We start from the raw sequence: 22,388 nt of genomic DNA, 5'->3' as shown, positions 1-22,388 counted from the left end.
TCCTAGTAAAATCCTGTTAGATTTTATAAAATATTGAGATACAGCATGTTTTTTTCATATAATAAAGGTATGACGAGCGAGAGGAGAGAGAAGAATGAATTGGAAACAAGAATTTAGTCGCTGGCTTTCTTACGCACAATTAGATGCAGAATTAAAAGAACAGCTAGAAAATATGAAGCAAGATGAGAAGAAAATCGAGGATAGCTTTTATAAAAATCTAGAGTTTGGCACAGGTGGTATGCGTGGTGAACTTGGTGCTGGTACGAACCGTTTAAATGTATATACAGTTCGTAAAGCAACAAAAGGATTAGCAAGCTTTATCGAAAAGTTAGGTGAGAAAGCGAAAAAACGCGGTGTTGTTGTAGCCTATGATTCTCGTCATAAATCACCTGAGTTCGCAATGGAAGTCGCTGCTACACTTGGTGCACGTGGTATCACAACATATGTGTTTGAAAGCTTACGTCCAACGCCAGTACTTTCTTTCGCAGTTCGTCATTTACATACAGTAAGTGGAATCGTTCTTACGGCAAGCCATAATCCGCCTGAATATAACGGATACAAAGTATACGGTGAAGATGGTGGACAGTTACCTCCAAAAGAGGCAGATGAGTTAATTAGCTACGTAAATGCAGTAGAAGATGAATTAACAGTTGAAGTCGCTGATGTAGAGCAATTAAAAGCTGACGGTTTATTACATATTATTGGACAAGAAGTAGATGATGCATATGCTGCAGAATTGAACAATGTCATCATTAATAAAGAAATGGTACAAAAGGTTGGTAAAGACTTAAAAATCGTCTTTACACCATTACACGGAACATCAAATATTTCTGTACGCCGTGGTTTAAAAGAAGTTGGATTTACAGATGTAACAGTTGTAAAAGAGCAAGAGTTACCAGATCCAAACTTCTCTACAGTAAAATCACCGAACCCAGAAGAGCACGCAGCGTTTGAGTATGCAATTCGTGACGGTGAAAAGGTAGGCGCAGATGTATTAATCGCAACTGATCCTGACGCAGACCGCCTTGGTGTAGCAGTGCGTAATCATAATGGTGAGTTCCAAGTATTAACAGGAAACCAAACAGGTGCATTAATGCTTGATTACTTACTATCTCAAAAGAAAGAAAACGGAACGCTTCCAGAGAACGGTGTCGTATTAAAAACAATCGTAACGTCTGAAATTGGTCGTACAATTGCAAAAGCATACGGTTTAGATACAATTGATACGTTAACTGGATTTAAATTTATCGGTGAGAAAATTAGACAGTATGAAGAAAGTGGACAATATGAATTCCAATTCGGTTATGAGGAAAGCTATGGTTATTTAATCCGCCCATTCTGCCGTGATAAAGATGCAGTACAATCTGTTCTATTTGCATGTGAAGTAGCTGCATACTACAAATCACAAGGGAAAACGTTATATGACGGTCTATTAGAAGTATTTGAGAAATACGGCTTCTTCCGTGAAGACCTTGTATCGTTAACGTTAAAAGGAAAAGATGGAGCGGAAAAAATCCAAGAGATGATGGCAACGTTCCGTGAGAATCCTCCGAAAGAAGTGGCGGGTTTAACAGTCGTAGCAGTGGAAGACTATAAAGCAAGCATCGTTACATCTTTACAAGATGGACATAAAGAAGAGATTCACTTACCGAAATCAAATGTGTTAAAATATCAATTAGAGGATGGTTCATGGTTCTGCCTACGCCCATCTGGAACTGAGCCGAAGATTAAGTTTTACTTTGGTGTAAAAGATAGTTCTTTACAAAATAGTGAACAAAAGTTACTTACTATTAAAGAAGACATTATGAATCGTTTATAATACAAAGTAATTTTAAGTAGTAAGGAACAAAAGGGAGCGAAATCTCCCTTTTGTTTTATGTAGGAAATGCTTGCTATTGATTCCGACAGGAGAGAGGGTATTTTGTGATGAAAAAAGTAAGAAAAGCGATAATCCCAGCAGCTGGATTAGGAACACGTTTTTTACCAGCAACGAAAGCAATGCCGAAAGAAATGTTACCGATAGTAGATAAACCAACGATTCAATACATTGTAGAAGAAGCAGTGAAATCGGGAATCGAAGATATTATTATTGTTACTGGTAAAACAAAGCGCTCTATCGAAGATCATTTTGATAACGCATTTGAACTAGAACAAAACTTATTAGAGAAGAAAAAATATGAGTTGCTTGAAAAAGTACAAGCTTCTTCAAAAATGGTAGATATTCATTACATCCGTCAAAAAGAGCCGAAGGGACTAGGACATGCTGTTTGGTGTGCACGTAAATTCATTGGTGATGAGCCATTTGCAGTGTTACTAGGTGATGATATTGTCCAAGCTGAGAAACCGTGTTTACGTCAATTAATGGATGAGTATGAAAAAACACTTTCTTCTGTTATTGGTGTACAAACTGTTCCGGAGTCGGAAACACATCGCTATGGAATTATCGATCCATTAGAACAAGAAGGTCGTCGTTACCAAGTTCGCAATTTCGTTGAAAAACCAGCACAAGGTACAGCTCCTTCAAACTTAGCGATTATGGGGCGCTACATTTTAACGCCTGAAATCTTTATGTTCTTAGAACAGCAACATGTCGGTGCTGGTGGTGAAATTCAGTTAACAGATGCAATCCAAAGCTTAAATGAAATCCAACGTGTATTTGCCTACGATTTCGAAGGAAAGCGCTACGACGTAGGTGAAAAGCTGGGATTCGTTCAAACGACAATCGAAATGGCTCTGCAACACCCAGAATTACGTGATGACATGGTTGCGATGATGAAGAAAATTTTAGAAGAACAAGCGAATCAAGAGTCATAATAAAAAATGAGTTATTTCAGTATACTGAAATAACTCATTTTTTTATTATGAAATCGTCGAATGAGAATGCTGATAAGCAGAACGACGCACAGCATAATATATGCGAGGTGCGATAATAGCACCGATAATTGTAAATGCAATATCTTTTACTGCAAACCACATCATAATCATCCAAGCAGCTTTATAGCTCATATTACCGCCCATAAAGAGATTGACTGCCCCGTACATGTAAGTAGTACCGATTATATAAGTTAAAATAATTCCTGTGAAAGAGGCAACTGCAAATGTAATGAATGTTGGTCTTTCTTTTTGTTCTACTAGTTTTCCGGATACGTAAGCAACGATAATAAATGCGATAATAAAACCACCAGTAGGATCTAAAAGTGCTCCAAATCCAGCTTTGAAGTTAGCGAAGATTGGTGCGCCGGCTACGCCAACGAGCATATATACAGTCATGGATAAGGCACCAAGTCTACTTCCAAGAAGAAGACCTGCTAAAATTGCGAAAAATGGTTGCATAGATAATGGGATGCCTGCTACTTGAAGGAATGGTGCCCAAGATACAATATTTGCACCGATTGCCATAAGAGCAACGAACATGGCAGCTAATGCTAAATCTAAAACATGAAATCTTCTCATAATGTTAACCTCCTGTTGTTTTTAGGTTAACATTATCGTAGCGAAAATATTTACTTGTTGTCAATCAAAATATTTTGATAAGAAGGCTTTAAATAGTCTCTTAGCAACGTATATGGAATACGAAATTGCGGAATTCCACTTGAATAGGGAGCAATCTCATATAAAGGGAAATAAATGACGAGATTGTCTGGCTCTAAAAAGAAGTGGAATTTTTTCATACTCATTACTTTTTCAGTTGCATCAGGAAAATAAATGCTTTCATTTTGTTTAATTTGTCGTACAATCTCCGCACGGATTACATCTTTATATTTATCCTTTTGTTCAAATAAATCGTCTAAGTGCAGTACCTTTTTTTCGTTTAAATCGAATGTATTTGCCTTCCACGTATAAAGACCGTGTGCTCCACCAGTATATTGATAGTAATTCACATATAGGCTAAGAAAAGGTGGTTTGTTTAAAGAGACTTTATAATCAACATTTGCTACGTACGGATGAAATGGTGTACTAGATCCTTCTGTCTCTTTATAATATTTTTTTGCTTCTTTTTCTAATTTGGTTTTAAATTTGTCAGTGGATTTTTTGTAGTATAAATTGAGTTTATTTTGAAATTTAGAGTCAGAAAATTCGTGAAAAGAAGGCCTGTTTATTTGATATTCTATATAAGGTTTCTTACCTTTTTGCGTTACAGTCTTAACATCGATTGTCAGGTTAGATGCTTTGGCTGTTATTGCACAATTTGGTACAATAGTCAGCAAGGAGAACATAAGCAGTAATATACAAAATTTCTGTTTCATTTAGGTGAAGCCTCCTTATATAAGTGTTATAAGTAGTTTGAAAATAAATAGGTAAAATTATACATTTAATTAAAGTAAGAGAAGGGGGAAGCGATATGGCAAAAACTTTAATGGATTCACTTGGAATTGAGTTGTTAGAGATGACAGAAGATAAGGTGGTTGCTACGATGCCTGTTGATGAGCGTACGCATCAGCCATTTGGATTTTTACATGGTGGTGCATCGGTTGCATTAGCAGAAACAGTGGCAAGTGTTGGTTCATATAATTTAATTGATCAAGAAAAATGTATTTGTTTCGGATTAGAAATTAATGCGAACCACATTCGCTCAAAGAAAGATGGAATTGTAACAGCGATTGGAACACCAATACATAGAGGACAATCGACAATGGTTTGGGATGTTCGCATTATTGATGAAAATGATGATTTACTATGTATATCAAGATGTACAGTAGCAATTAAAGAAAAACGTGAAAAATAAAAAAGAGGCGCTCTTATGAGCAGCCTCTTTTTCTTATAATTAGAACTGGATTTTCTTCTCTAAGAAACCTTTTAGTTCGCTAATTGGCATACGAACTTGTTCCATTGTGTCACGGTCACGTACTGTAACAGCTTTGTCTTCAACTGAGTCGAAGTCGTATGTGATACAGAATGGTGTACCGATTTCGTCTTGACGACGGTAACGTTTACCGATAGAACCAGTTTCATCAAAGTCTACCATGAAGTCTTTAGCTAATTCTGCGAATACTTCAGTAGCACCTTCAGATAGCTTTTTAGATAATGGTAAGATAGCTGCTTTGTATGGTGCTAAAGCAGGGTGGAAACGAAGAACTGTACGAGAATCGTTTTCTAATTGCTCTTCTTCATATGCATCACATAAGAATGCTAATGTTACGCGGTCTGCGCCTAAAGATGGCTCGATGCAGTATGGTACGTAACGCTCATTCGTTTGTGGATCGATATAGTTAAAGTCTTCGTTTGAGTGTTCCATGTGACGTTTTAAGTCGAAGTCTGTACGAGATGCAACGCCCCAAAGTTCGCCCCAACCGAATGGGAATTTGAATTCAATGTCAGTTGTTGCATTACTGTAGTGAGATAACTCTTCTTCACCGTGGTCACGAAGACGCATGCTCTCTTCAGACATACCAAGTGAAAGTAACCAGTTTTTACAAGTTTCACGCCAGAATGCGAACCACTCTAAATCTTCACCAGGCTTACAGAAGAATTCAAGTTCCATTTGTTCAAATTCACGTGTACGGAATGTGAAGTTACCAGGTGTGATTTCGTTACGGAAACTCTTACCGATTTGGCCGATACCAAATGGAAGCTTTTTACGCATAGAGCGTTGAACGTTTTTGAAGTTTACGAAAATACCTTGTGCTGTTTCAGGACGAAGGAAGATTTCGTTTGTGCTAGACTCTGTAACACCTTGGAATGTTTTGAACATTAAGTTGAACTGACGTATTTCAGTAAATTCTTCACTACCGCAATCAGGACATTTTACTTCATGTTCTTTCATTAAGTCAGCCATTTGGTCGAAAGTAAGACCGTCAACAACCATTTCGATGCCTTTTGCATCTAAAGCATCCTCAATTAATTTGTCAGCACGGTGACGAGCTTTACATTTTTTACAGTCGATCATTGGATCGTTGAAGTTACCAACGTGACCAGAAGCGATCCAAGTTTTAGGGTTCATTAAAATAGCTGCGTCTAAACCAACGTTGTGTGGAGATTCTTGAATGAATTTTTTCCACCAAGCTTTTTTAACATTATTTTTTAATTCGATTCCAAGTGGACCGTAATCCCAAGTGTTTGCAAGACCACCGTAAATTTCAGAACCAGGGAAAACAAAACCGCGATGTTTCGCTAAGTTTACAACTTGTTCCATTGAATACATAAGAAAATCCTCCTTTTGAAAGTTAACGTATTGGCGATGACATACTCTGATACTTTGGAAACGGGCAGTATATGTTAAAAAGAACATAAAAAAACGCTCATCCCAAGGCTTATTTGCCTAGGGACGAGCGTTTGCCCGCGGTTCCACCCTAGTTGATACACAAAAGGTGCATCCACTTTATCATGTATTGCTCGAGACTGCCGTTTCCTTGCGTCTTCAGGCTTTCACTATCCCTGAATCGCTTTTTATGCAAGTACTTATAAGTCCGTCATCGCTACTTATATTAATAATAATGAACATATTCTAACACGTTCTTTTTTAAATCTCAATAGAGGAACGCGTCTATCTATGATAGAGTCTCGCCTATTTTTTCATTATTTATTCCGTAATTTTGCTTAATATGCTTAATTGCTTCACGCTTACTTAATGGAGCGAGCTCATTGTTTTGCACGTATTCCCAAACTACATCCTGATTTGTTTTTGCATATTCACGAAGGACCCAGCCAATTGCTTTTTGAATGAAAAATTCTTTTGAAGAATGTAGTTGTCCAATAATCCAGAAAAGAAGTTCTTCATCCATCTTTTGTTTATATTTGAGTTGGAATAAAATAGTGGCACGTTGTAACCAAATGTTATCTGATGCAATCCATTTTGGGATATAGGCAGAAATCAATTCTGGATGTTGTAAAAAGATATTACCTAAAAATGTAGGTACGATGCTATCGACAGTGTCCCACCAAGATTTTGTTACAATCAATTCTTCTAAGAAGGGGATATGTGTTTCGTTTATATGCTTTTTATATTTTTGCATAATATCAAGTGCAGCCGCTTGGAATTCACGTTCTGGTAAGTCCCAAAGTTCACGTACGATAATTTGGAAGTCTCTTTTATCTGGGAGAGTATGTATTTGAATGATGTCTTTTAATAATTGGCGTCTTTCCGGTGTTTGAATACCTAGAAATGGGAAGTGATTTTTCATATAACGAGCCATGGGTTCTGCTTTTTCAAGATTTTGATGAGCTGTAAAATGCTCTTGTAATGCTTTTACAAATGGATGCATACGTGTTTCTCCTCTCTTATTCTCTTTCTTCTCTTATTATACAAAGAGTTTGGATAAATTTTAAAACATAACTTGCAATGTAATGAAATATGTTGAAAGTAGAGAGGAGAGGATAAGATGGAGGATCAAGGCGTACTAGCAGGTTTCTTTGCTCTTAGTTTTGCGTTTATTCTTGTTATATTGATTTGGGCAATTATTTCATATTTGTTAACGGCTTTTGCACTTTATTCGATGGCGAAAAATGATGGTGCAACGGACGGGGTGCTTGCGTTTATTCCGTTTTTGAATAGTAAGACGTGGGGGGACTTAGCGAAAGATAAATTACCAGATTTTTTGAAAGAAGAAGCAGGGTGGAAAGTATTCGGCATATATGTTGCATGTTTCATTTTTAATTTCGTACCAATTATAAGTTTACTAGCAACAGCTGTATCGATTGTATTGTCCATTTATCTTATCTACGCTATTTTAGACAGATACGGAACGAACTCTATATTATTTACGATTATTCATGTAATCACATTTTCGGTGTTCTTACCGATTCACTTATTTATTATTCGAAATGAACCGGTGAGATATAAAGAGTAGATTTTTCATTTTTGTTGATAAGTAGCTATAAGTAAAAAAGCGCCCTGATTATCAGAGCGCTTTTTCTACTACATAAGGTAGCGTAAATAAATATAAATGTGAGAAATGATTAATGAAACGATCATAATTGGGAAACCGACTTTTAGGAAGTCCATGTAACTAAATTTATGTCCTTCGCGGCTCGCGATACCTGCAACGATTACGTTAGCAGAAGCTCCGATTAATGTTCCGTTTCCGCCCAGACAAGCACCTAGTGCTAATGCCCACCATAATACATCGATTTGTGCGTCAGATGGTGATAAGCCTAGCCCAACTGCCATATCGTTAATAAGTGGAATCATTGTTGCGACGAATGGGATGTTATCAATTGTTGCAGAGGCGATACCAGATACCCATAAAATAAGGATGGATGCGTAAGAAATATCTCCGCCTGTTATACCAATTACTTTTTGAGCTAACATTTTGATAAGACCGATATCGATAAGTCCTCCAACAAGTACGAATAACCCTGCGAAGAAGAAGATTGTTACCCACTCTACGCTTGCAAATACTTCTTCAATTTCATGTTCTTTCACACCAATTAACATAAGTACAGTAGCACCAGTTAAGGCGATAATAGCGGCATCGATATGGAAAATAGAATGAGTCATGAAACCTACAATCGTAAGTCCAAGTACCGTTAAAGATTTTTTCATTAATACTGGGTCTTTAATGTACTGTTTTTCATCTAAGCTCATTAATTTTTTAACTTGTACAGGATCGGCAATTAATTGTTTGCGATACATGAAGTAAAGTATTATCGCTGTAACTGCAATAATAATAATTACAATTGGTGCTAGATTCAATAGGAAAGCATTGAAGTCTAAATGCTTATTTGCAGAACCAATCATAATGTTAGGTGGATCACCAATTAATGTTGCTGTTCCTCCAATGTTTGAAAAAATAATTTCAGAAAGTAAATAAGGAACAGGATTTACTTGCAGTATGCGCGTAATAGATAAAGTAACTGGAACAACAAGAAGTACAGTTGTAACGTTATCTAAAAATGCGGAGCCAAGCGCGGTAAGTAAGGAAAGTGAAATTAAAATTTTAATTGGATTTCCTTGTGCCCCTTTTGCTGCTTTAATGGCAACGTATTGGAAGACACCTGATTTACTCGTAATGTTCACCAAAATCATCATACCGATGAGTAGCGTAATCGTTCCCCATTCAATATGTTTCGTAAAGGCGTTATGTAAATCGACGACCCCCACAATTACCATGAGTGCTGCACCAAGAAGTGCGATGACAGCGCGATTAATTTTTTCAGAAATAATAATGGCATATGTAATTAAAAAGACTGCGATAGCAAAATAATACTGCCAGTTAGCGAGTTCTTGCGTTGTTTCGTGCAAAAATCTCATCTCCTTTCATTCACTTTTTCTTAGTGTGTCAAAAATGCTCTAGAAGAAACACACATAACGTCATTATAAAGTAGGAAAATGGCGGATGTAAATGAAAGGAGAGATTTTGTCATATTTTCTGCATAGGTCATTTTTTCTTATTTTTTAAAATATTTGTGGGCATTTGACATATATATAAGATACATCCAATCTGAATATTTAAAATGGAATTAGCATTCGAGCTTGTTCGTGTAGGAGTGTCAAATAGAAAGGAATGACAAAAATGATAAGGAAGGGATCGTATGGATGAACAACGATTTTTATTTTTAGACTTTGAGTTTACGATGCCCCAGCATAGAAAGAAACCGAAAGGATTTTTTCCAGAGATTATTGAGGTAGGACTCGTTTCAGTTGCTGGCTGTAAGGTAGAAGATACGTATTCATCACATGTTAGGCCGAAAACATTTCCCTCTTTAACGGATCGATGTAAGAAGTTTTTAGGAATAAAACAAGAAGTCGTGGATAAAGGGATTTCATTTCCTGAACTCGTTAAGAAGCTTTCAGAATACGAAACGAAATGTAAACCGACAATTGTAACGTGGGGAAATATGGATATGAAAGTGCTGAAGCATAATTGTGAAATGGCAGGGATAGCTTTTCCATTCTTCGGACAGTGTCGTGATTTATCGCTTGAGTATAAGAAGTTTTTTGGAGAAAGAAATCAAACAGGATTATGGAAAGCAATTGAGGCGTATGGAAAAGTAGGGACAGGGAAGCATCATTGTGCGCTTGATGATGCAATGACGACGTACAACATTTTTAAACTAGTAGAAAAAGATAAAGAGTATTTAGTAAAACCAGCACCTCCAACATTAGGAGAACTTGTTGATTTTTCAAAAGTGTTAAAGAAAGTGAGCACACAGTAACGACCAAATTGCACATTATGTAATTTGGTCGTTTTGTTTTTTAGAGTTTGTAGTCTTTCTTTAACTGTTCTAATGTTTCTAGACTACGCTCTGCAAAAGGTGAATCATCTTCAGAAAATGAATTCATTTGAGTTTCTAATGCTAATTTTAGTGAATCTGTATAATCCGGAATTTCTCCTTCATATTTCTTCACCATTTGTTCTGGAATGTTCGTTTGCTCACGAAAAGCTAAAGCACGTCTTTCGTGGAAAAATGGTACGTCAGCTTGTTTTACGTTATGTAAGTCACCTTGCACCGGATGTTTTAAAACAGCTAATACTTTTACGACGTAACTGCCAGGGCGGCTATTTGTAACCTCGCCAATGTATTTTCCTGTTTTATAAATACCAGTAACGATTTCACCAATTTCAAATGTTTCTCTCATATTTTTCACCTCAAGTTTATAGTAAGGAAAGTGAGGGAAGGAGTCAAAGAAATCCTTCGTTTTCAGAACGCCCCTTGAGAATATGGGTAGGTTGCACTATAATTTAAAATGATATAACAGAAAATTCTGATGTTTTATAAATCCTATAATAAGGAGTGTTCTATATGATGCCTTTATATTTTCCGGAAGATAAAACAGAATATATTATTCCGGGGATTGTTTGCGTTCTATTTATTATCGGTGCTATTGCCACGTGGCGTATGTTCATTCGTATATCAAAAAGAGAAGCAGACCGATTACAGAAAGTTGAAGAAAAACTATTAGCTGAAAAGAAACAGTAACTCATTTTTGTATGTTTCCTTCTATGCTCGGACAATCTAAGGGCAGAATATATTTTGGAGGGAATAAAATGAAAAAACGGCTTTTTTTCAGTTGTTGTTTACTATTTCTGATGGCAGGTTGTGACCAAGGAAAGCCGAAAGAAATTGACGTGAAATTACATAATGCTTCAGGTGATGAAGTGGGGACTGCGAAAGTAACTCAGCAAACAAGCGGAGTGAAAATTAAGATTAAAGGGGAAGGTTTCACGCCAGGCCCGCACGGCATACATGTGCACGAAATTGGTGAGTGTAAAGCACCACGATTTGAATCATCTGGGAATCATTTTAATCCTGATAATAAAAAGCATGGACTCCTTAATCCGAAGGGTGCAGAAAACGGTGATTTACCGAACGTAGTTGCAGATGGTTCTGGAAAGATTAAAGCAGAAATCGATGCACCTCACATTACACTTGAAGAAGGGAAAACGACGATTCATAGAAAAGATGGAGCGTCTATTATTATTACAGAAAACCCTGATGATGGTATGACTCAACCGACAGGTAAATCAGGGGATCGAATTGCTTGTGGCGTAATTGTAAAAAAAGCATCGGATATGAAGAAAAAGTAAAAGCTACCGTGAATGGTAGCTTCCTTTGTGAAATGTAATTGAAAATATATCAGCGATTATTGGAATATATCGACTGTAACTCAAATTATATCGGCGATTATTGGAATATATCGACCGTAACTTGAAATATATCAGCGATTATTGAAATATATCGACTTACCGACAAAATATGATAAAGGAGTCTGCCCAAGAATGATTAGGGGCAGACTCCTTTCTTATTATGAAAACGTATGACGCAGTCTGTTTAAAATTTCTTCTAAAACAGATCGTGGACAGCCGATGTTAATTCGAATATGTTCTTCGCCACCTAACCCGTATTTCTCACCAGGTTCAACGATGATTTTTCCTTTTTCCTCAAGTAGTGCGGTACGCTCGTTTTGAGAAAGCTTTAGACGAGAACAATCAATCCATAATAAAAAGCTACCTTCTGGCTTCGTTACGGAAAGAGCAGGTATGTGAGTTTTAATATATTCACAAGCAAATTGAGCATTATCTTCTATATATAATCGAATTTCGTTTAGCCAATCATTACATTCTGTATAGGCGCTTTGCATCGCTGTATAAGCGAAGATATTTAACCCGTGGAAGCCTTGTCTATACTGGATAGCTGTAAAGGCATGACGGAGCTTTTCGTTTGGAATGATAATGATCGACGCTTGTAATCCAGCGATATTAAATGTTTTACTTGGAGCCATGCAAGTGATAGTGCGCTCTGCTAATTCTTCAGATAAGGAAGCGAACGGTGTATGTGTATGGTCTGCATAAATGATATCGGAATGAATTTCATCCGCCACAACGATTACGTCATATTTAGTACATAACGATCCGAGCTGCACAAGTTCCTCTTTCGTCCAAACGCGTCCGATTGGGTTATGAGGGCTACAAAGAAGCATGAGTTTGATGCCTTGCTGAAACTGCTTTTCTAAATGCTTGAAGTCTATCACATATGTATCATTTTGTTTCTGTAATGGACTCACGCATAACTGCCTGTTGTTTGTTGTGACCATTTCAAAAAATGGAGGATAAATAGGTGGTTGTACGAGAACAGATTCGTTTTCTTTGGTGAAAGCCTGTATGCTCGTACTAAGAGCTGGAACGATTCCGGCGCTAAAGACAATCCATTCTTTTTGAATATCCCAGTCGTATTGTTGTTTTGTCCAGTTACAAATAATATCTCCAATATTTTCGGGAGGAAGTGTATAGCCAAAAATCGGATGTTCGATTCGTTGTTTTAAGGCAGTTTGAATTGGTTTTGGTACTTCAAAATCCATATCAGCAATCCAAGCATGGATAAGTTCTTCGTTTTTATATGTATCCCATTTTATACTATGCGTTCCACGTCGATTGATTGCTTTATGAAATAGTTGCATAAGTTTGCTCCCTTCTTCTGTAAAACCAATAAGTTATGAAAGTTCTCTCTCTTCTTATAGAATAGCTGATGTGATAGGATAAAGAAAAGTATTAAAAAGTGAAAAGGCGGGAAGCGAATGGGTACATATGAAAAGATGATAGAGGTTGTGAAGAATTGGGATCCGTTTCAAATGGGACCGGAGTTTTATGAAACAGAAGCGAGCGATGTTGTGAGCGTCATAAGTGTGTTTGACGATCCAAAATATATCGCAAAGAAGATTCAACATATATACTTTATGTCTTTTGAGGAAGTACCTGCGCTTGAAAAATGTGAGAAATTAGCTGTGGAATTACTTGTAATAAAAGAAGGCGGAAGCTGTTCATTATAGGCTGTCGGGATTTCCGACAGCCTTTTTTATATTATCCCGCTATTTGCTGGGTAGTAAGACCTTCACCTCAAAATTTAGCGGAAGCAAAGAAGTTAGGTGGAGGCTGATTAAAGTTTCATTTTATTGCGCGGAAAAAGCGATAATTTCTTCATAAACATGTTCAGGCTTTTCTTCAGGTAGTAAATGTCCTGTATTTTCGTAAGAAATAAATTTTGAATTCGGTAAATCTTTGTGTAGACGATGACCTACATGTACAGGGACGACGCGGTCTTTTTCACCCCAAATGAGTAGGATAGGTGTTTCGATTTTTTGTAATTCAGTTGAAGATAAGTCACCTTCACGGTCTCGTATCATGCGAGTTAAAGCGGGAAATATACGGTCGTCATAAAAAGGAGCGGAGTAACCTTTTTTCATTTCATCGTCAATTAATGAGTGATCATGAACGACATTCATTAAGTTATGAACAATGCCGCGCCTTATAATCCAGTTCTTTACGTATAAATGAAAGAACGGTAAATAAGAAGAGTATAGTAAAGGTAAGGTTGCGCGCGCTAAATAGCTCGAGCTACATAGTAAAATCGTCTTTGAAATGAGTTCAGGACGTATACGGTTTACATAGAGAGAAATTTGCCCACCCATAGAATGCCCAACTAATACAATGTTTGAGAGAGATAAATGTTCAATTAAATCAATAATAATCGTTGCTAAATTGTGATAAGAATACTTAAACAGATGAGACTTATCACTTTTTCCGAACGGTGGCAAATCAAGAGCAATGACTGTTCCTTCCTTCGATAGTAAAGGAATTAGACGGCGGTAACTGAATGAGGAAGATAAAAAGCCGTGAACGAGTATGAAAGTAGGACGTTCTGTTTTATTATCATGTTCATACAATTCGTAATGAACAGTAGTGCCGCGAGTGGAAAAAGTGAAATAAGGACAAGTATATTTATGATTCATTTTTTGTCACTCCATTGATTTTTGTTCATATCATCTCCAAGGAAGAAGAAAATATGTTAACAAAAAAAGGCAAGATGACGATGTCATCTTGCCTTTCGTTTATTCAGTATTACCCGCGAACAATATTAGGCGGTGTTTTTCCTTGTAACCCTGCAACTAAATTTTCAGCGGCGGTCATGGCCATTTGCTGACGAGTTTTTAATGTTGCAGATCCGATATGTGGTAAAGTCACAACATTTTGTAATGATAAGAGTGAATTATCTTTTTGAATCGGCTCTTGTGTAAATGTATCGATACCTGCTGCAAAGATTTTCTTTTCTGTTAAAGCATGGATTAACGCTTTTTCATCTACTGTTTTGCCGCGAGAAGCATTAATGAAGATTGCTGTGTCTTTCATTAATGAAAATTCCTTTTCTCCGATAAGATGATATGTTTCATCTGTTAATGGAGTAAGAAGAACAATAAAGTCAGACTGATTCAGTAGCGTCTGTAAATCACAATATGTAGCATCGAATTTTTGTTCAGCTTCTTCTTTACGACGGCGGTTATAGTAAAGAACATTCATATCAAATCCGAATTTTGCTCGTTTTGCAACGGCTTCTCCAATTCGGCCCATACCGATAATACCAATTGTGCTATGGTGTACATCTAGTCCGAAGTGTTCTTTTCCGATTTCAGCGTTCCATTCACCATTTTTCACGTAAGAATCGAGTTCGCAAACGCGGCGCCCAGCTGATAGCATAAGGGCGAAAACGAGATCAGCTACTGTATCATCTAATACGTATGGTGTATTTGTTCCGATAACATTTCGGTTTTTCATCGCTTGTAAATCAAAATTATCGTAACCGACAGAAATGTTGCTCACTACTTTTAAGTTAGGAGCTACTGTCAGTAATTCTTCATTAATAGCAGATCCGAAATTTAATAACCCATCTTTATCTTGTATTTTCTCTAATAGAATATCACGAGGTACTTTCTCATTTTGATCCCATTTTTCATAATCACAGTGTTCTGATAAATAGTTTTCTACAAATGTTGGAACTGGTTCAGCAATATAAACTTTTGGTTTCACGGTTCCATCCCCTTTCGCTTTATCCCGCATTTTTCCGCTGATTAAAGTTTCACTTTATTTTGACATAATTCAATAGAAAAATCTTCTTTTCAAACTTGAAAGGGTATTTGTATAATTTAGACACAAACGAAAAGGAAGGATGATTTATATGGTGACAGAAAAAGAATTAGAATTATTAGTTTGTCTTGAAAAGAGTAGTCGATTATCTGTAGATACATTAGCGAAGCTGTTAAATATAGAAGTAGAAGAAGTAAAGAAGATGGTTGCGAGATTAGAAAATGAAAAGATTATTGTGGATTATGTAACACATATCGATTGGACGAAAGTGAAAGAACATACAGGTTTAACGGCAATGATCGATGTGAAAGTTACGCCAAAGCACGGCGTTGGATTTGATGCGGTTGCTGAGCAAATTTATCGTTATTCAGAAGTGAAATCCGTTTATTTAATGTCAGGGACATATGATCTTTCTATTACATTAGAAGGGAAAACGATGGGGGAAGTAGCGATGTTTGTTTCTGAGAAATTAGCAACAATTGAATCTGTCGTTTCTACAACTACTCATTTCATTTTGAAGAAGTATAAACATGAGGGTGTTATTTATGAAAAAGACGATGATGATAAGCGAATTGTGGTGACACCATGAAGCAATTTGAACTATCTAGATCAGCAGAATCTTTAAAACCATCTGGTATTCGAAAATTTTTTGATTTAGCAGCAAATATGAAAGGTGTTATTTCCCTCGGGGTAGGAGAGCCAGATTTTGTTACCCCTTGGAATGTAAGGCAAGCATGTATTCGTTCTTTGCAACAAGGGTATACGTCATATACAGCAAATGCAGGATTATTAGAGCTCCGTCAAGAAATAGCAAAGTATCTAAAAAAACAATTTGCAGTATCTTATGACCCAAGTGATGAAATCATTGTTACAGTTGGAGCGAGCCAGGCGTTAGATGTAGCGATGCGCGCCATTATAAATCCTGATGATGAAGTGCTCATTATTGAACCAAGCTTCGTTTCTTATGCACCACTTGTGACATTAGCTGGAGGAGTTCCGGTTCCTGTGGCGACTACTTTAGAAAACGAGTTTAAAGTACTACCAGAACAAATTGAAGCAGTTATTACAGCGAAAACAAAGGCGATTTTGCTTTGTTCACCAAATAACCCGACAGGTGCAATGCTAAATAAATCCGAGCTTGAAGAAATAGCAGTGATTGTTGAGAAGTACAATCTAATTGTATTATCTGATGAAATTTATGCAGAGCTTGTATACGACGAAGTATATACAAGTTTCGCGAGTATTAAAAATATGCGTGAGCATACGATTTTAATTTCGGGATTTTCAAAAGGGTTTGCGATGACAGGATGGCGTCTCGGTATGATTGCAGCTCCTGTTCAATTTTCAGAATTAATGCTCAAAATCCATCAGTATTCAATGATGTGTGCACCGACGATGTCTCAGTTTGCAGCACTTGAGGCGTTACGCGCAGGGAACGATGAAGTGATTCGAATGAGAGATAGTTATAAGAAGCGTCGTAACTTCATGACGAAATCTTTCAATGAAATGGGCTTAACGTGTCATGTGCCAGGCGGAGCATTTTATGTTTTCCCTTCTATATCTTCAACAGGATTATCTTCAGCGGAATTTGCAGAACAGTTATTGCTGGAAGAAAAAGTGGCTGTTGTCCCTGGTAGCGTATTTGGCGAAAGTGGTGAAGGTTTTATTCGTTGTTCTTATGCAACATCGCTTGAACAACTTATGGAAGCAATGAAGAGAATGGAACGGTTTGTAGAGAATAAAAAAAGGACAAAACGTAATACGTTTTGTCCATAAAAGGGGGGGAATACTAGAAAGCCATGTGTTAGTAGTCTATCCCAATATTGGATAATTATACTTCTTTAAGGGAAATTTTTCATGAATTTTGAATGAGTTCTGTCATAGTGGTATAATTTACTAATATAAGGTATACGCATTCTAGATAACGTTATCTAGAATGCGTACTAACCAATCGGATATTTAAAATAAATATATCTGCTTTGCTCTCTATAATTGTAGAGAGAATGGTAAACGTATGGGAGTGTTTCATATGTCAGAACAATATACAACAGGAGTGGTTGTAACAGGGAAAGTGACTGGAATTCAAGATTACGGTGCGTTTGTAGCGTTAGATGCAGAAACACAAGGGCTTGTGCATATATCTGAAATTACAAATGGATATGTAAAGGATATTCATGACTTTTTAAAGGTCGGCGATACAGTAGAAGTAAAGGTACTTTCAATTGATGAAGAGCACAGAAAAATGAGTTTATCGTTAAAAGCGGCGAAAAGAAAACAAGGAAGGATTCTTATACCGAACCCATCTGAAAACGGATTTAATACGCTGCGAGAAAAGTTGGCAGAATGGATTGAAGAGTCCGAGTTAACAAAGTAAAAGAGGAACGCATATGAGCGTTCCTCTTTTACTTTATCTTATGATATATATTTGCAAATATGATTGCATGCAATCATATTCGTATGTCGGAGGTGAAAGGACATACTGATTATCGAATTTCGTTTGTTTCTGGGTGCGTACCAAGATTTTCAGATGGTTTAAACAGTAAACCAAGGTTGATAAGCCCAGATATACCAACGATGCCGTAAATAATACGTGCAAGAGCTGAATTTTGTCCACCGAAAATGGCTGCTACTAAGTCAAACTGGAAAAACCCGATTAGTCCCCAGTTCACAGCGCCAATTACAGTAAAGACTAATGCGATACGTTGTAAAGTACTCATGAAAAAGCCCCCCTTAATTGTGAAGCATGAGCAAGCGATGAGTTAATTAACTCTTTTATAGAATGGGGTAGTTATGTTGTTTTTATACATAAAAAATGTTTGAAAGAAGATGTATATACATCTATACCGAAAAATGCGAATTTTTATGCAAAAAATGAACTTTTTCTAAAAAATATATATTGGTTACGTTTACAATGTTTGAATCGCTTGATTTACAACTTCAGTTTCGCTAAAGTGAATACAGAAATACATATCCATAATTGGAGGGAAAAAGATGAGTACACATGTAACGTTCGACTATTCTAAAGCGTTATCCTTCATCGGTGAACATGAAATCACTTATTTACGTGATGCAGTGAAAGTAACACATCACGCAATCCACGAAAAAACTGGAGCTGGGAACGATTTCCTTGGGTGGGTAGACCTTCCGCTTCAATATGACAAAGAAGAATTTGCTCGCATTCAAAAATGCGCAGAAAAAATTAAAAATGACTCTGACATTTTACTTGTTGTAGGTATCGGTGGTTCTTACTTAGGAGCACGTGCAGCAATCGAAATGTTAAACCATTCTTTCTACAACACGCTTTCTAAAGAACAACGTAAAACTCCACAAGTGCTATTTGTTGGACAAAACATTAGCTCCACTTACATGAAAGATTTAATGGACGTATTAGAAGGTAAAGACTTCTCTATTAACGTTATTTCCAAATCAGGTACAACAACAGAGCCAGCACTAGCATTCCGTATCTTCCGTAAGTTATTAGAAGAAAAGTATGGAAAAGAAGAAGCTCGCAAACGTATTTATGCAACTACAGATAAAGCGCGTGGTGCATTAAAAACATTAGCTGATAACGAAGGTTACGAAACATTTGTTATTCCAGATGATGTTGGAGGTCGTTTCTCTGTATTAACGCCAGTTGGTTTATTACCAATCGCAGTAAGTGGCTTAAATATTGAAGAGATGATGAAAGGTGCAGCTGCTGGTCGTGATGACTTCGGAACATCAGAACTAGAAGAAAATCCAGCTTACCAATATGCAGTAGTTCGTAACGCTTTATACAATAAAGGAAAAACAATTGAAATGCTTGTTAACTATGAACCAGCACTTCAATACTTCGCTGAGTGGTGGAAACAGTTATTTGGTGAAAGTGAAGGAAAAGATCAAAAAGGTATTTTCCCATCTTCAGCAAACTTCTCAACTGATTTACACTCATTAGGTCAATACGTTCAAGAAGGTCGTCGTGACTTATTTGAAACAGTTCTTAAAGTAGGTAAATCTACACATGAACTAACAATCGAATCAGAAGAAAACGATTTAGACGGATTAAACTACCTTGCTGGTGAAACTGTAGACTTCGTAAACACAAAAGCATACGAAGGTACATTACTTGCACATAGCGACGGGGGAGTACCAAACTTAATCGTCAATATTCCTGAATTAAATGAGTACACATTCGGTTACCTTGTATACTTCTTCGAAAAAGCATGTGCGATGAGCGGCTACTTATTAGGCGTGAATCCATTTGACCAACCTGGAGTAGAAGCATATAAGAAAAACATGTTTGCTTTACTTGGTAAACCAGGATTTGAAGAATTAAAAGCAGAATTAGAAGAGCGTTTAAAATAATAAAAAGCGACCGGAATCCGGTCGCTTTTTATTATTTTATCGAAAAGTCCATCAGTATATTCAAACTAAAGTGGGTATGCTAAAGGAAAAGTCTAGGAGGGATGGGCTTGATTCCGATTCAATCAAATTTAGAAGGACGTACATATGCGTTATATAAGTTAGAAGAGATTATGAAACCACTTGGATATAGCATTGGTGGTAATTGGGATTATGATAAAGGATGCTTCGATTACAAAATCGATGAAGAAGATGGGTATCAATTTTTACGAGTTCCATTTACAGCCATTGATGGAGAACTAGATGTACCAGGCGTAATAGTTCGTCTTGGAACGCCGTATATTCTTTCGCACGTATATCAAGACGAACTAGATGATAATGTGAATACTTTAACAGCTGGAACAAGTGGAATGGATCAATTTGCTGAGCCGAAAGATCCAGATGGAGATGTGAAAAGAAAATATATCAATATTGGGAAAGTGCTCATGCAAGAATTAGAGCGTCATTTTACTAATGGTGAATAACAATGAGTATGTCGCTTTCAATGAGAACAAAGGAATGAACTGGATTAATCATATATTGTTCGTCGCGCTTTATACCTAGTAAGAGAATGTTTTGCTTTAAAAGAGTATAGCTACAATTGGCAAAAGTTTGTCCGGTGCAGGACGATGGAAGCTCCATCAGTTGTAATTTATTATCAGAGATTTCATCGTAAAGTGAAAATAGTACACCTGAAATGGAAGGGAATAAAAGAGAAGCGGTAAATACATAGCTCGTTAATTTATTTCCTTCTATAATTTCTGACGCGCCAGCTCTCGTTGCATTTTGTATTTGTTCAGAAGTAAGAAGTTCAGCGATGCAGTGAATGTTTGGGTTGAGCCCTTTTGCAGTTAAAATATTTAAAATGGACTGTGTATCCGCTAAGCTTTCGTTTTTTTCTTTATCAGCTGTTATTAATATGGTGTGTGCCGTTGCAATATTAGCCTTTAATAAAGTTTGATCGTGATGCGGACAACCTTTTATAAATTCTAAATGATGAAATGGTTTTGGGAGTAAAGAAAGTGTTTCATCAATTAAAACGATATCAAGGTTTGGTTGTAATACGTGCATTTGCTTTACAACATGTTTTGCGCGCTCATTCCAGCCAACGATAATCATATGACCGTTAGAAGTAGCGGCTTCTTCACCTTTAATTTTCATATATTGTTTATTAATCATTTCAGTAGCAAACAGCACCATATAATAAGAACAAAAGCCAGTTCCTAATAAAATAATACTTATACCTATTAGTTTTCCTATCGTCGTATGGGGAGCAAAGTCGCCATATCCAACTGTAAAAATGGTAACGATTGACCACCAAATTCCGTCAAACCATGTAGTGAAATGAAAAGGTTCTAATCTATGTATAAGAAAACCGGAAAAAGCAGTCAGTACAATAATAAAACAAATTAAACGAAAAATAATGGAATCACGAAATGTATCTACTAAATTCGGACGGGATTTCAATTGCCTATTCCTCCTTACTTTGTAGGACTACATTCATTGTTGCCATTATAGAAAAAAGAAAAACTCTCTAATTAAAGAGAGTTTGTTTTACGTTACATACTTTCCACTTCAGTTTGTTGGACACTTTCAAGATGCTGGAGAGCATAGTAAACATCAGCGGTATGTCTTTTTTGATCAATGGACAGTTTAAGATGTAAATAGTGAGAACCGTTTTCTAATGTTTTAAGCTTCATATTCTTAACTTTTATATCCATTTCTTTTATTTCTTCAATTACGATTGGGATATTGTCCATATTTCGTACAACAAGTTTCACAGCGATATCACGTTGACGAAATGATCTAGGGCCTACATATTTCATCGCGAGTGGTATAAGTTCGACACTAATCATAAGGAAACACATTCCGAATATCGCTTCAATATAGAATCCGGCCCCAACAGCAATACCAATACCAGAAGCACCCCAGATCATAGCGGCAGTCGTGAGCCCTGCAATGCTATCGTTGCCTCTTCTTAAAATTACGCCAGCACCTAAAAAACCAATTCCTGATACAATTTGAGCGGCGAGTCGAAGTGGATCCATATTCATATGATCGGTATGTGGTAAGTTATAAGCTGCTTTAATAGAAACAATCGTTAGGAGGCAACTAATAATAGAAATAACTAAACACGTTTTTAAACCAAGTGGTTTCCGTTTTAATTCGCGTTCTAAACCAATGGCAAATCCTAAAATAGCCGAGAGACCTAGTTTGATTAATAAATCGGTATAGTCCATATATATTCCTCCTTGTATGATATGCTATATGAATAAAACGCTTATTATAGAAAGAAACGTCTTTTGATAGAGTAACTTTATATAAAATATATGTAGGAATTGCTCATACATGAAAGAGATATTTCGTTTAAGTATATGATATAAAAAAAGAAATGTGGGCAGTTTTAAAAAAAGTTTATAAAAGGTGTTGCATTTCATTTTTCACCATGATATATTAATAACCGTCGCTGATGCGGAAACGCAGAAAACGACAAAAAAGAAATTGAAAAACTTAGTTGACATCGAAAAACGAAGATGTTAACATAAGGAAGTCGCAAATGAGCGACCAAGTAGTTCTTTGAAAACTGAACGAAACAAACAACGTGAAACGTCAATTTTTATTTTAGATGCTAGACAAACTAACTTTATTGGAGAGTTTGATCCTGGCTCAGGATGAACGCTGGCGGCGTGCCTAATACATGCAAGTCGAGCG

General features: G+C 36.6%; 25 protein-coding genes and 1 rRNA gene. 14 read left to right on the top strand and 12 right to left on the bottom strand.

All coding sequences use genetic code 11. The annotated features are described in order from the left end of the window. Window positions 1-94: 94 nt before the first annotated feature. Both AC22L0_RS20785 and galU read left to right on the top strand, forming a co-directional pair. On the top strand, window positions 95-1,819 hold the full coding sequence (locus tag AC22L0_RS20785; RefSeq protein WP_087964805.1) for a phospho-sugar mutase: 1,725 nt from the start codon (window positions 95-97) through the stop codon (window positions 1,817-1,819). A 107-nt stretch (window positions 1,820-1,926) separates the two neighbouring features. Next, a complete protein-coding gene (gene galU / locus AC22L0_RS20780; RefSeq protein WP_002097988.1) occupies window positions 1,927-2,814 on the top strand; it encodes a UTP--glucose-1-phosphate uridylyltransferase GalU in 888 nt (295 codons plus the stop codon). A gap of 45 nt (window positions 2,815-2,859) precedes the next feature. Here galU and AC22L0_RS20775 read toward each other — a convergent pair whose 3' ends face one another. Next, on the bottom strand, window positions 2,860-3,453 hold the full coding sequence (locus AC22L0_RS20775) for a biotin transporter BioY (RefSeq protein ID WP_016118807.1): 594 nt from the start codon (window positions 3,451-3,453) through the stop codon (window positions 2,860-2,862). Window positions 3,454-3,503: 50 nt separating this feature from the next. After that, entirely contained in the window at window positions 3,504-4,247 is a 744-nt protein-coding gene (locus tag AC22L0_RS20770; protein WP_000810318.1) for a DUF3298 and DUF4163 domain-containing protein, read from the bottom strand. A 95-nt stretch (window positions 4,248-4,342) separates the two neighbouring features. Between AC22L0_RS20770 and AC22L0_RS20765 the strand changes: the two genes are divergently transcribed. Further along, entirely contained in the window at window positions 4,343-4,726 is a 384-nt protein-coding gene (locus AC22L0_RS20765; RefSeq protein ID WP_001140612.1) for a hotdog fold thioesterase, read from the top strand. Window positions 4,727-4,765: 39 nt separating this feature from the next. Here AC22L0_RS20765 and AC22L0_RS20760 read toward each other — a convergent pair whose 3' ends face one another. After that, window positions 4,766-6,142 carry a glycine--tRNA ligase gene (locus tag AC22L0_RS20760; protein ID WP_000287147.1) on the bottom strand — a complete coding sequence of 459 codons (1,377 nt, stop codon included), beginning with the start codon at window positions 6,140-6,142 and terminating at the stop codon, window positions 4,766-4,768. Window positions 6,143-6,488: 346 nt separating this feature from the next. Continuing rightward, complete coding sequence (locus AC22L0_RS20755) at window positions 6,489-7,202, bottom strand: DNA alkylation repair protein (RefSeq protein ID WP_000553303.1); 714 nt, start codon at window positions 7,200-7,202, stop codon at window positions 6,489-6,491. A 117-nt stretch (window positions 7,203-7,319) separates the two neighbouring features. Between AC22L0_RS20755 and AC22L0_RS20750 the strand changes: the two genes are divergently transcribed. Continuing rightward, entirely contained in the window at window positions 7,320-7,787 is a 468-nt protein-coding gene (locus tag AC22L0_RS20750) for a hypothetical protein (protein WP_000390061.1), read from the top strand. 68 nt (window positions 7,788-7,855) lie between these two features. Here AC22L0_RS20750 and AC22L0_RS20745 read toward each other — a convergent pair whose 3' ends face one another. Further along, window positions 7,856-9,181: an ArsB/NhaD family transporter gene (locus tag AC22L0_RS20745; protein WP_000545231.1), complete on the bottom strand. Its 1,326-nt coding sequence runs from the start codon at window positions 9,179-9,181 to the stop codon at window positions 7,856-7,858. Between the two features lie 290 nt (window positions 9,182-9,471). Between AC22L0_RS20745 and kapD the strand changes: the two genes are divergently transcribed. After that, window positions 9,472-10,095: a 3'-5' exonuclease KapD gene (kapD, locus tag AC22L0_RS20740; RefSeq protein ID WP_000344358.1), complete on the top strand. Its 624-nt coding sequence runs from the start codon at window positions 9,472-9,474 to the stop codon at window positions 10,093-10,095. Window positions 10,096-10,135: 40 nt separating this feature from the next. Here the strand turns inward: kapD and kapB are convergent, their stop codons facing one another. After that, window positions 10,136-10,519, bottom strand: a complete 384-nt coding sequence (gene kapB / locus AC22L0_RS20735) for a kinase-associated lipoprotein KapB (protein WP_001209340.1) — start codon at window positions 10,517-10,519, stop codon at window positions 10,136-10,138. A 164-nt stretch (window positions 10,520-10,683) separates the two neighbouring features. Here kapB and AC22L0_RS20730 point away from each other — a divergent pair, with 164 nt between their 5' ends. Both AC22L0_RS20730 and sodC read left to right on the top strand, forming a co-directional pair. Further along, window positions 10,684-10,860: a hypothetical protein gene (locus tag AC22L0_RS20730; RefSeq protein ID WP_000982755.1), complete on the top strand. Its 177-nt coding sequence runs from the start codon at window positions 10,684-10,686 to the stop codon at window positions 10,858-10,860. Window positions 10,861-10,928: 68 nt separating this feature from the next. Then, entirely contained in the window at window positions 10,929-11,468 is a 540-nt protein-coding gene (gene sodC / locus AC22L0_RS20725; RefSeq protein ID WP_000746503.1) for a superoxide dismutase [Cu-Zn], read from the top strand. Window positions 11,469-11,686: 218 nt separating this feature from the next. Here the strand turns inward: sodC and AC22L0_RS20720 are convergent, their stop codons facing one another. After that, window positions 11,687-12,838: a MalY/PatB family protein gene (locus tag AC22L0_RS20720; RefSeq protein ID WP_087964807.1), complete on the bottom strand. Its 1,152-nt coding sequence runs from the start codon at window positions 12,836-12,838 to the stop codon at window positions 11,687-11,689. A gap of 117 nt (window positions 12,839-12,955) precedes the next feature. Between AC22L0_RS20720 and AC22L0_RS20715 the strand changes: the two genes are divergently transcribed. Beyond that, on the top strand, window positions 12,956-13,207 hold the full coding sequence (locus AC22L0_RS20715; RefSeq protein ID WP_000537645.1) for a YugE family protein: 252 nt from the start codon (window positions 12,956-12,958) through the stop codon (window positions 13,205-13,207). Between the two features lie 120 nt (window positions 13,208-13,327). Here the strand turns inward: AC22L0_RS20715 and AC22L0_RS20710 are convergent, their stop codons facing one another. Both AC22L0_RS20710 and AC22L0_RS20705 read right to left on the bottom strand, forming a co-directional pair. Next, window positions 13,328-14,167, bottom strand: coding sequence for an alpha/beta fold hydrolase (locus AC22L0_RS20710; RefSeq protein ID WP_001015858.1), 840 nt, complete (start codon window positions 14,165-14,167; stop codon window positions 13,328-13,330). Between the two features lie 109 nt (window positions 14,168-14,276). Then, the gene (locus AC22L0_RS20705) at window positions 14,277-15,269 is read right to left on the bottom strand and encodes a 2-hydroxyacid dehydrogenase (protein ID WP_087964809.1); all 993 of its coding nucleotides are present in this window, start codon (window positions 15,267-15,269) and stop codon (window positions 14,277-14,279) included. Between the two features lie 118 nt (window positions 15,270-15,387). On the opposite strand from AC22L0_RS20705, the gene AC22L0_RS20700 reads away from it, so the two are divergent. From AC22L0_RS20700 to yugI, 3 genes are all read left to right on the top strand, one after another. Then, window positions 15,388-15,885 carry an Lrp/AsnC family transcriptional regulator gene (locus tag AC22L0_RS20700; RefSeq protein WP_135238356.1) on the top strand — a complete coding sequence of 166 codons (498 nt, stop codon included), beginning with the start codon at window positions 15,388-15,390 and terminating at the stop codon, window positions 15,883-15,885. Beyond that, window positions 15,882-17,072 (top strand): aminotransferase, encoded by a 1,191-nt coding sequence (locus AC22L0_RS20695; RefSeq protein ID WP_016110870.1) that lies wholly within the window; start codon window positions 15,882-15,884, stop codon window positions 17,070-17,072. Before AC22L0_RS20700 ends, AC22L0_RS20695 begins: the two co-directional genes overlap by 4 nt. 253 nt (window positions 17,073-17,325) lie before the next feature. Continuing rightward, window positions 17,326-17,670 carry a S1 domain-containing post-transcriptional regulator GSP13 gene (yugI, locus tag AC22L0_RS20690; protein ID WP_000003764.1) on the top strand — a complete coding sequence of 115 codons (345 nt, stop codon included), beginning with the start codon at window positions 17,326-17,328 and terminating at the stop codon, window positions 17,668-17,670. A gap of 109 nt (window positions 17,671-17,779) precedes the next feature. On the opposite strand, the gene AC22L0_RS20685 is transcribed toward yugI, so the two are convergent. Beyond that, the gene (locus AC22L0_RS20685; RefSeq protein WP_000105788.1) at window positions 17,780-18,013 is read right to left on the bottom strand and encodes a DUF378 domain-containing protein; all 234 of its coding nucleotides are present in this window, start codon (window positions 18,011-18,013) and stop codon (window positions 17,780-17,782) included. A 274-nt stretch (window positions 18,014-18,287) separates the two neighbouring features. Between AC22L0_RS20685 and AC22L0_RS20680 the strand changes: the two genes are divergently transcribed. Together AC22L0_RS20680 and AC22L0_RS20675 are read left to right on the top strand one after the other, a co-directional pair. After that, window positions 18,288-19,640, top strand: a complete 1,353-nt coding sequence (locus AC22L0_RS20680; RefSeq protein WP_000103658.1) for a glucose-6-phosphate isomerase — start codon at window positions 18,288-18,290, stop codon at window positions 19,638-19,640. A gap of 107 nt (window positions 19,641-19,747) precedes the next feature. Next, complete coding sequence (locus tag AC22L0_RS20675) at window positions 19,748-20,161, top strand: YugN-like family protein (RefSeq protein WP_000612334.1); 414 nt, start codon at window positions 19,748-19,750, stop codon at window positions 20,159-20,161. Here the strand turns inward: AC22L0_RS20675 and AC22L0_RS20670 are convergent. Next, entirely contained in the window at window positions 20,148-21,143 is a 996-nt protein-coding gene (locus AC22L0_RS20670) for a potassium channel family protein (protein WP_087964813.1), read from the bottom strand. The two genes, AC22L0_RS20675 and AC22L0_RS20670, sit on opposite strands and share 14 nt — an antisense overlap. 92 nt (window positions 21,144-21,235) lie before the next feature. After that, window positions 21,236-21,916, bottom strand: coding sequence for an MgtC/SapB family protein (locus AC22L0_RS20665; protein ID WP_000386676.1), 681 nt, complete (start codon window positions 21,914-21,916; stop codon window positions 21,236-21,238). Window positions 21,917-22,320: 404 nt separating this feature from the next. Here AC22L0_RS20665 and AC22L0_RS20660 point away from each other — a divergent pair. After that, window positions 22,321-22,388, top strand: a 16S ribosomal RNA gene (locus AC22L0_RS20660); the annotation flags it as partial.

The sequence above is a fragment of the Bacillus sp. LQ01 genome, assembly GCF_057624735.1.
The sequence above is the reverse complement of the archived record's forward strand: the minus strand, read 5'-3'. Positions and strand labels throughout refer to the sequence as shown.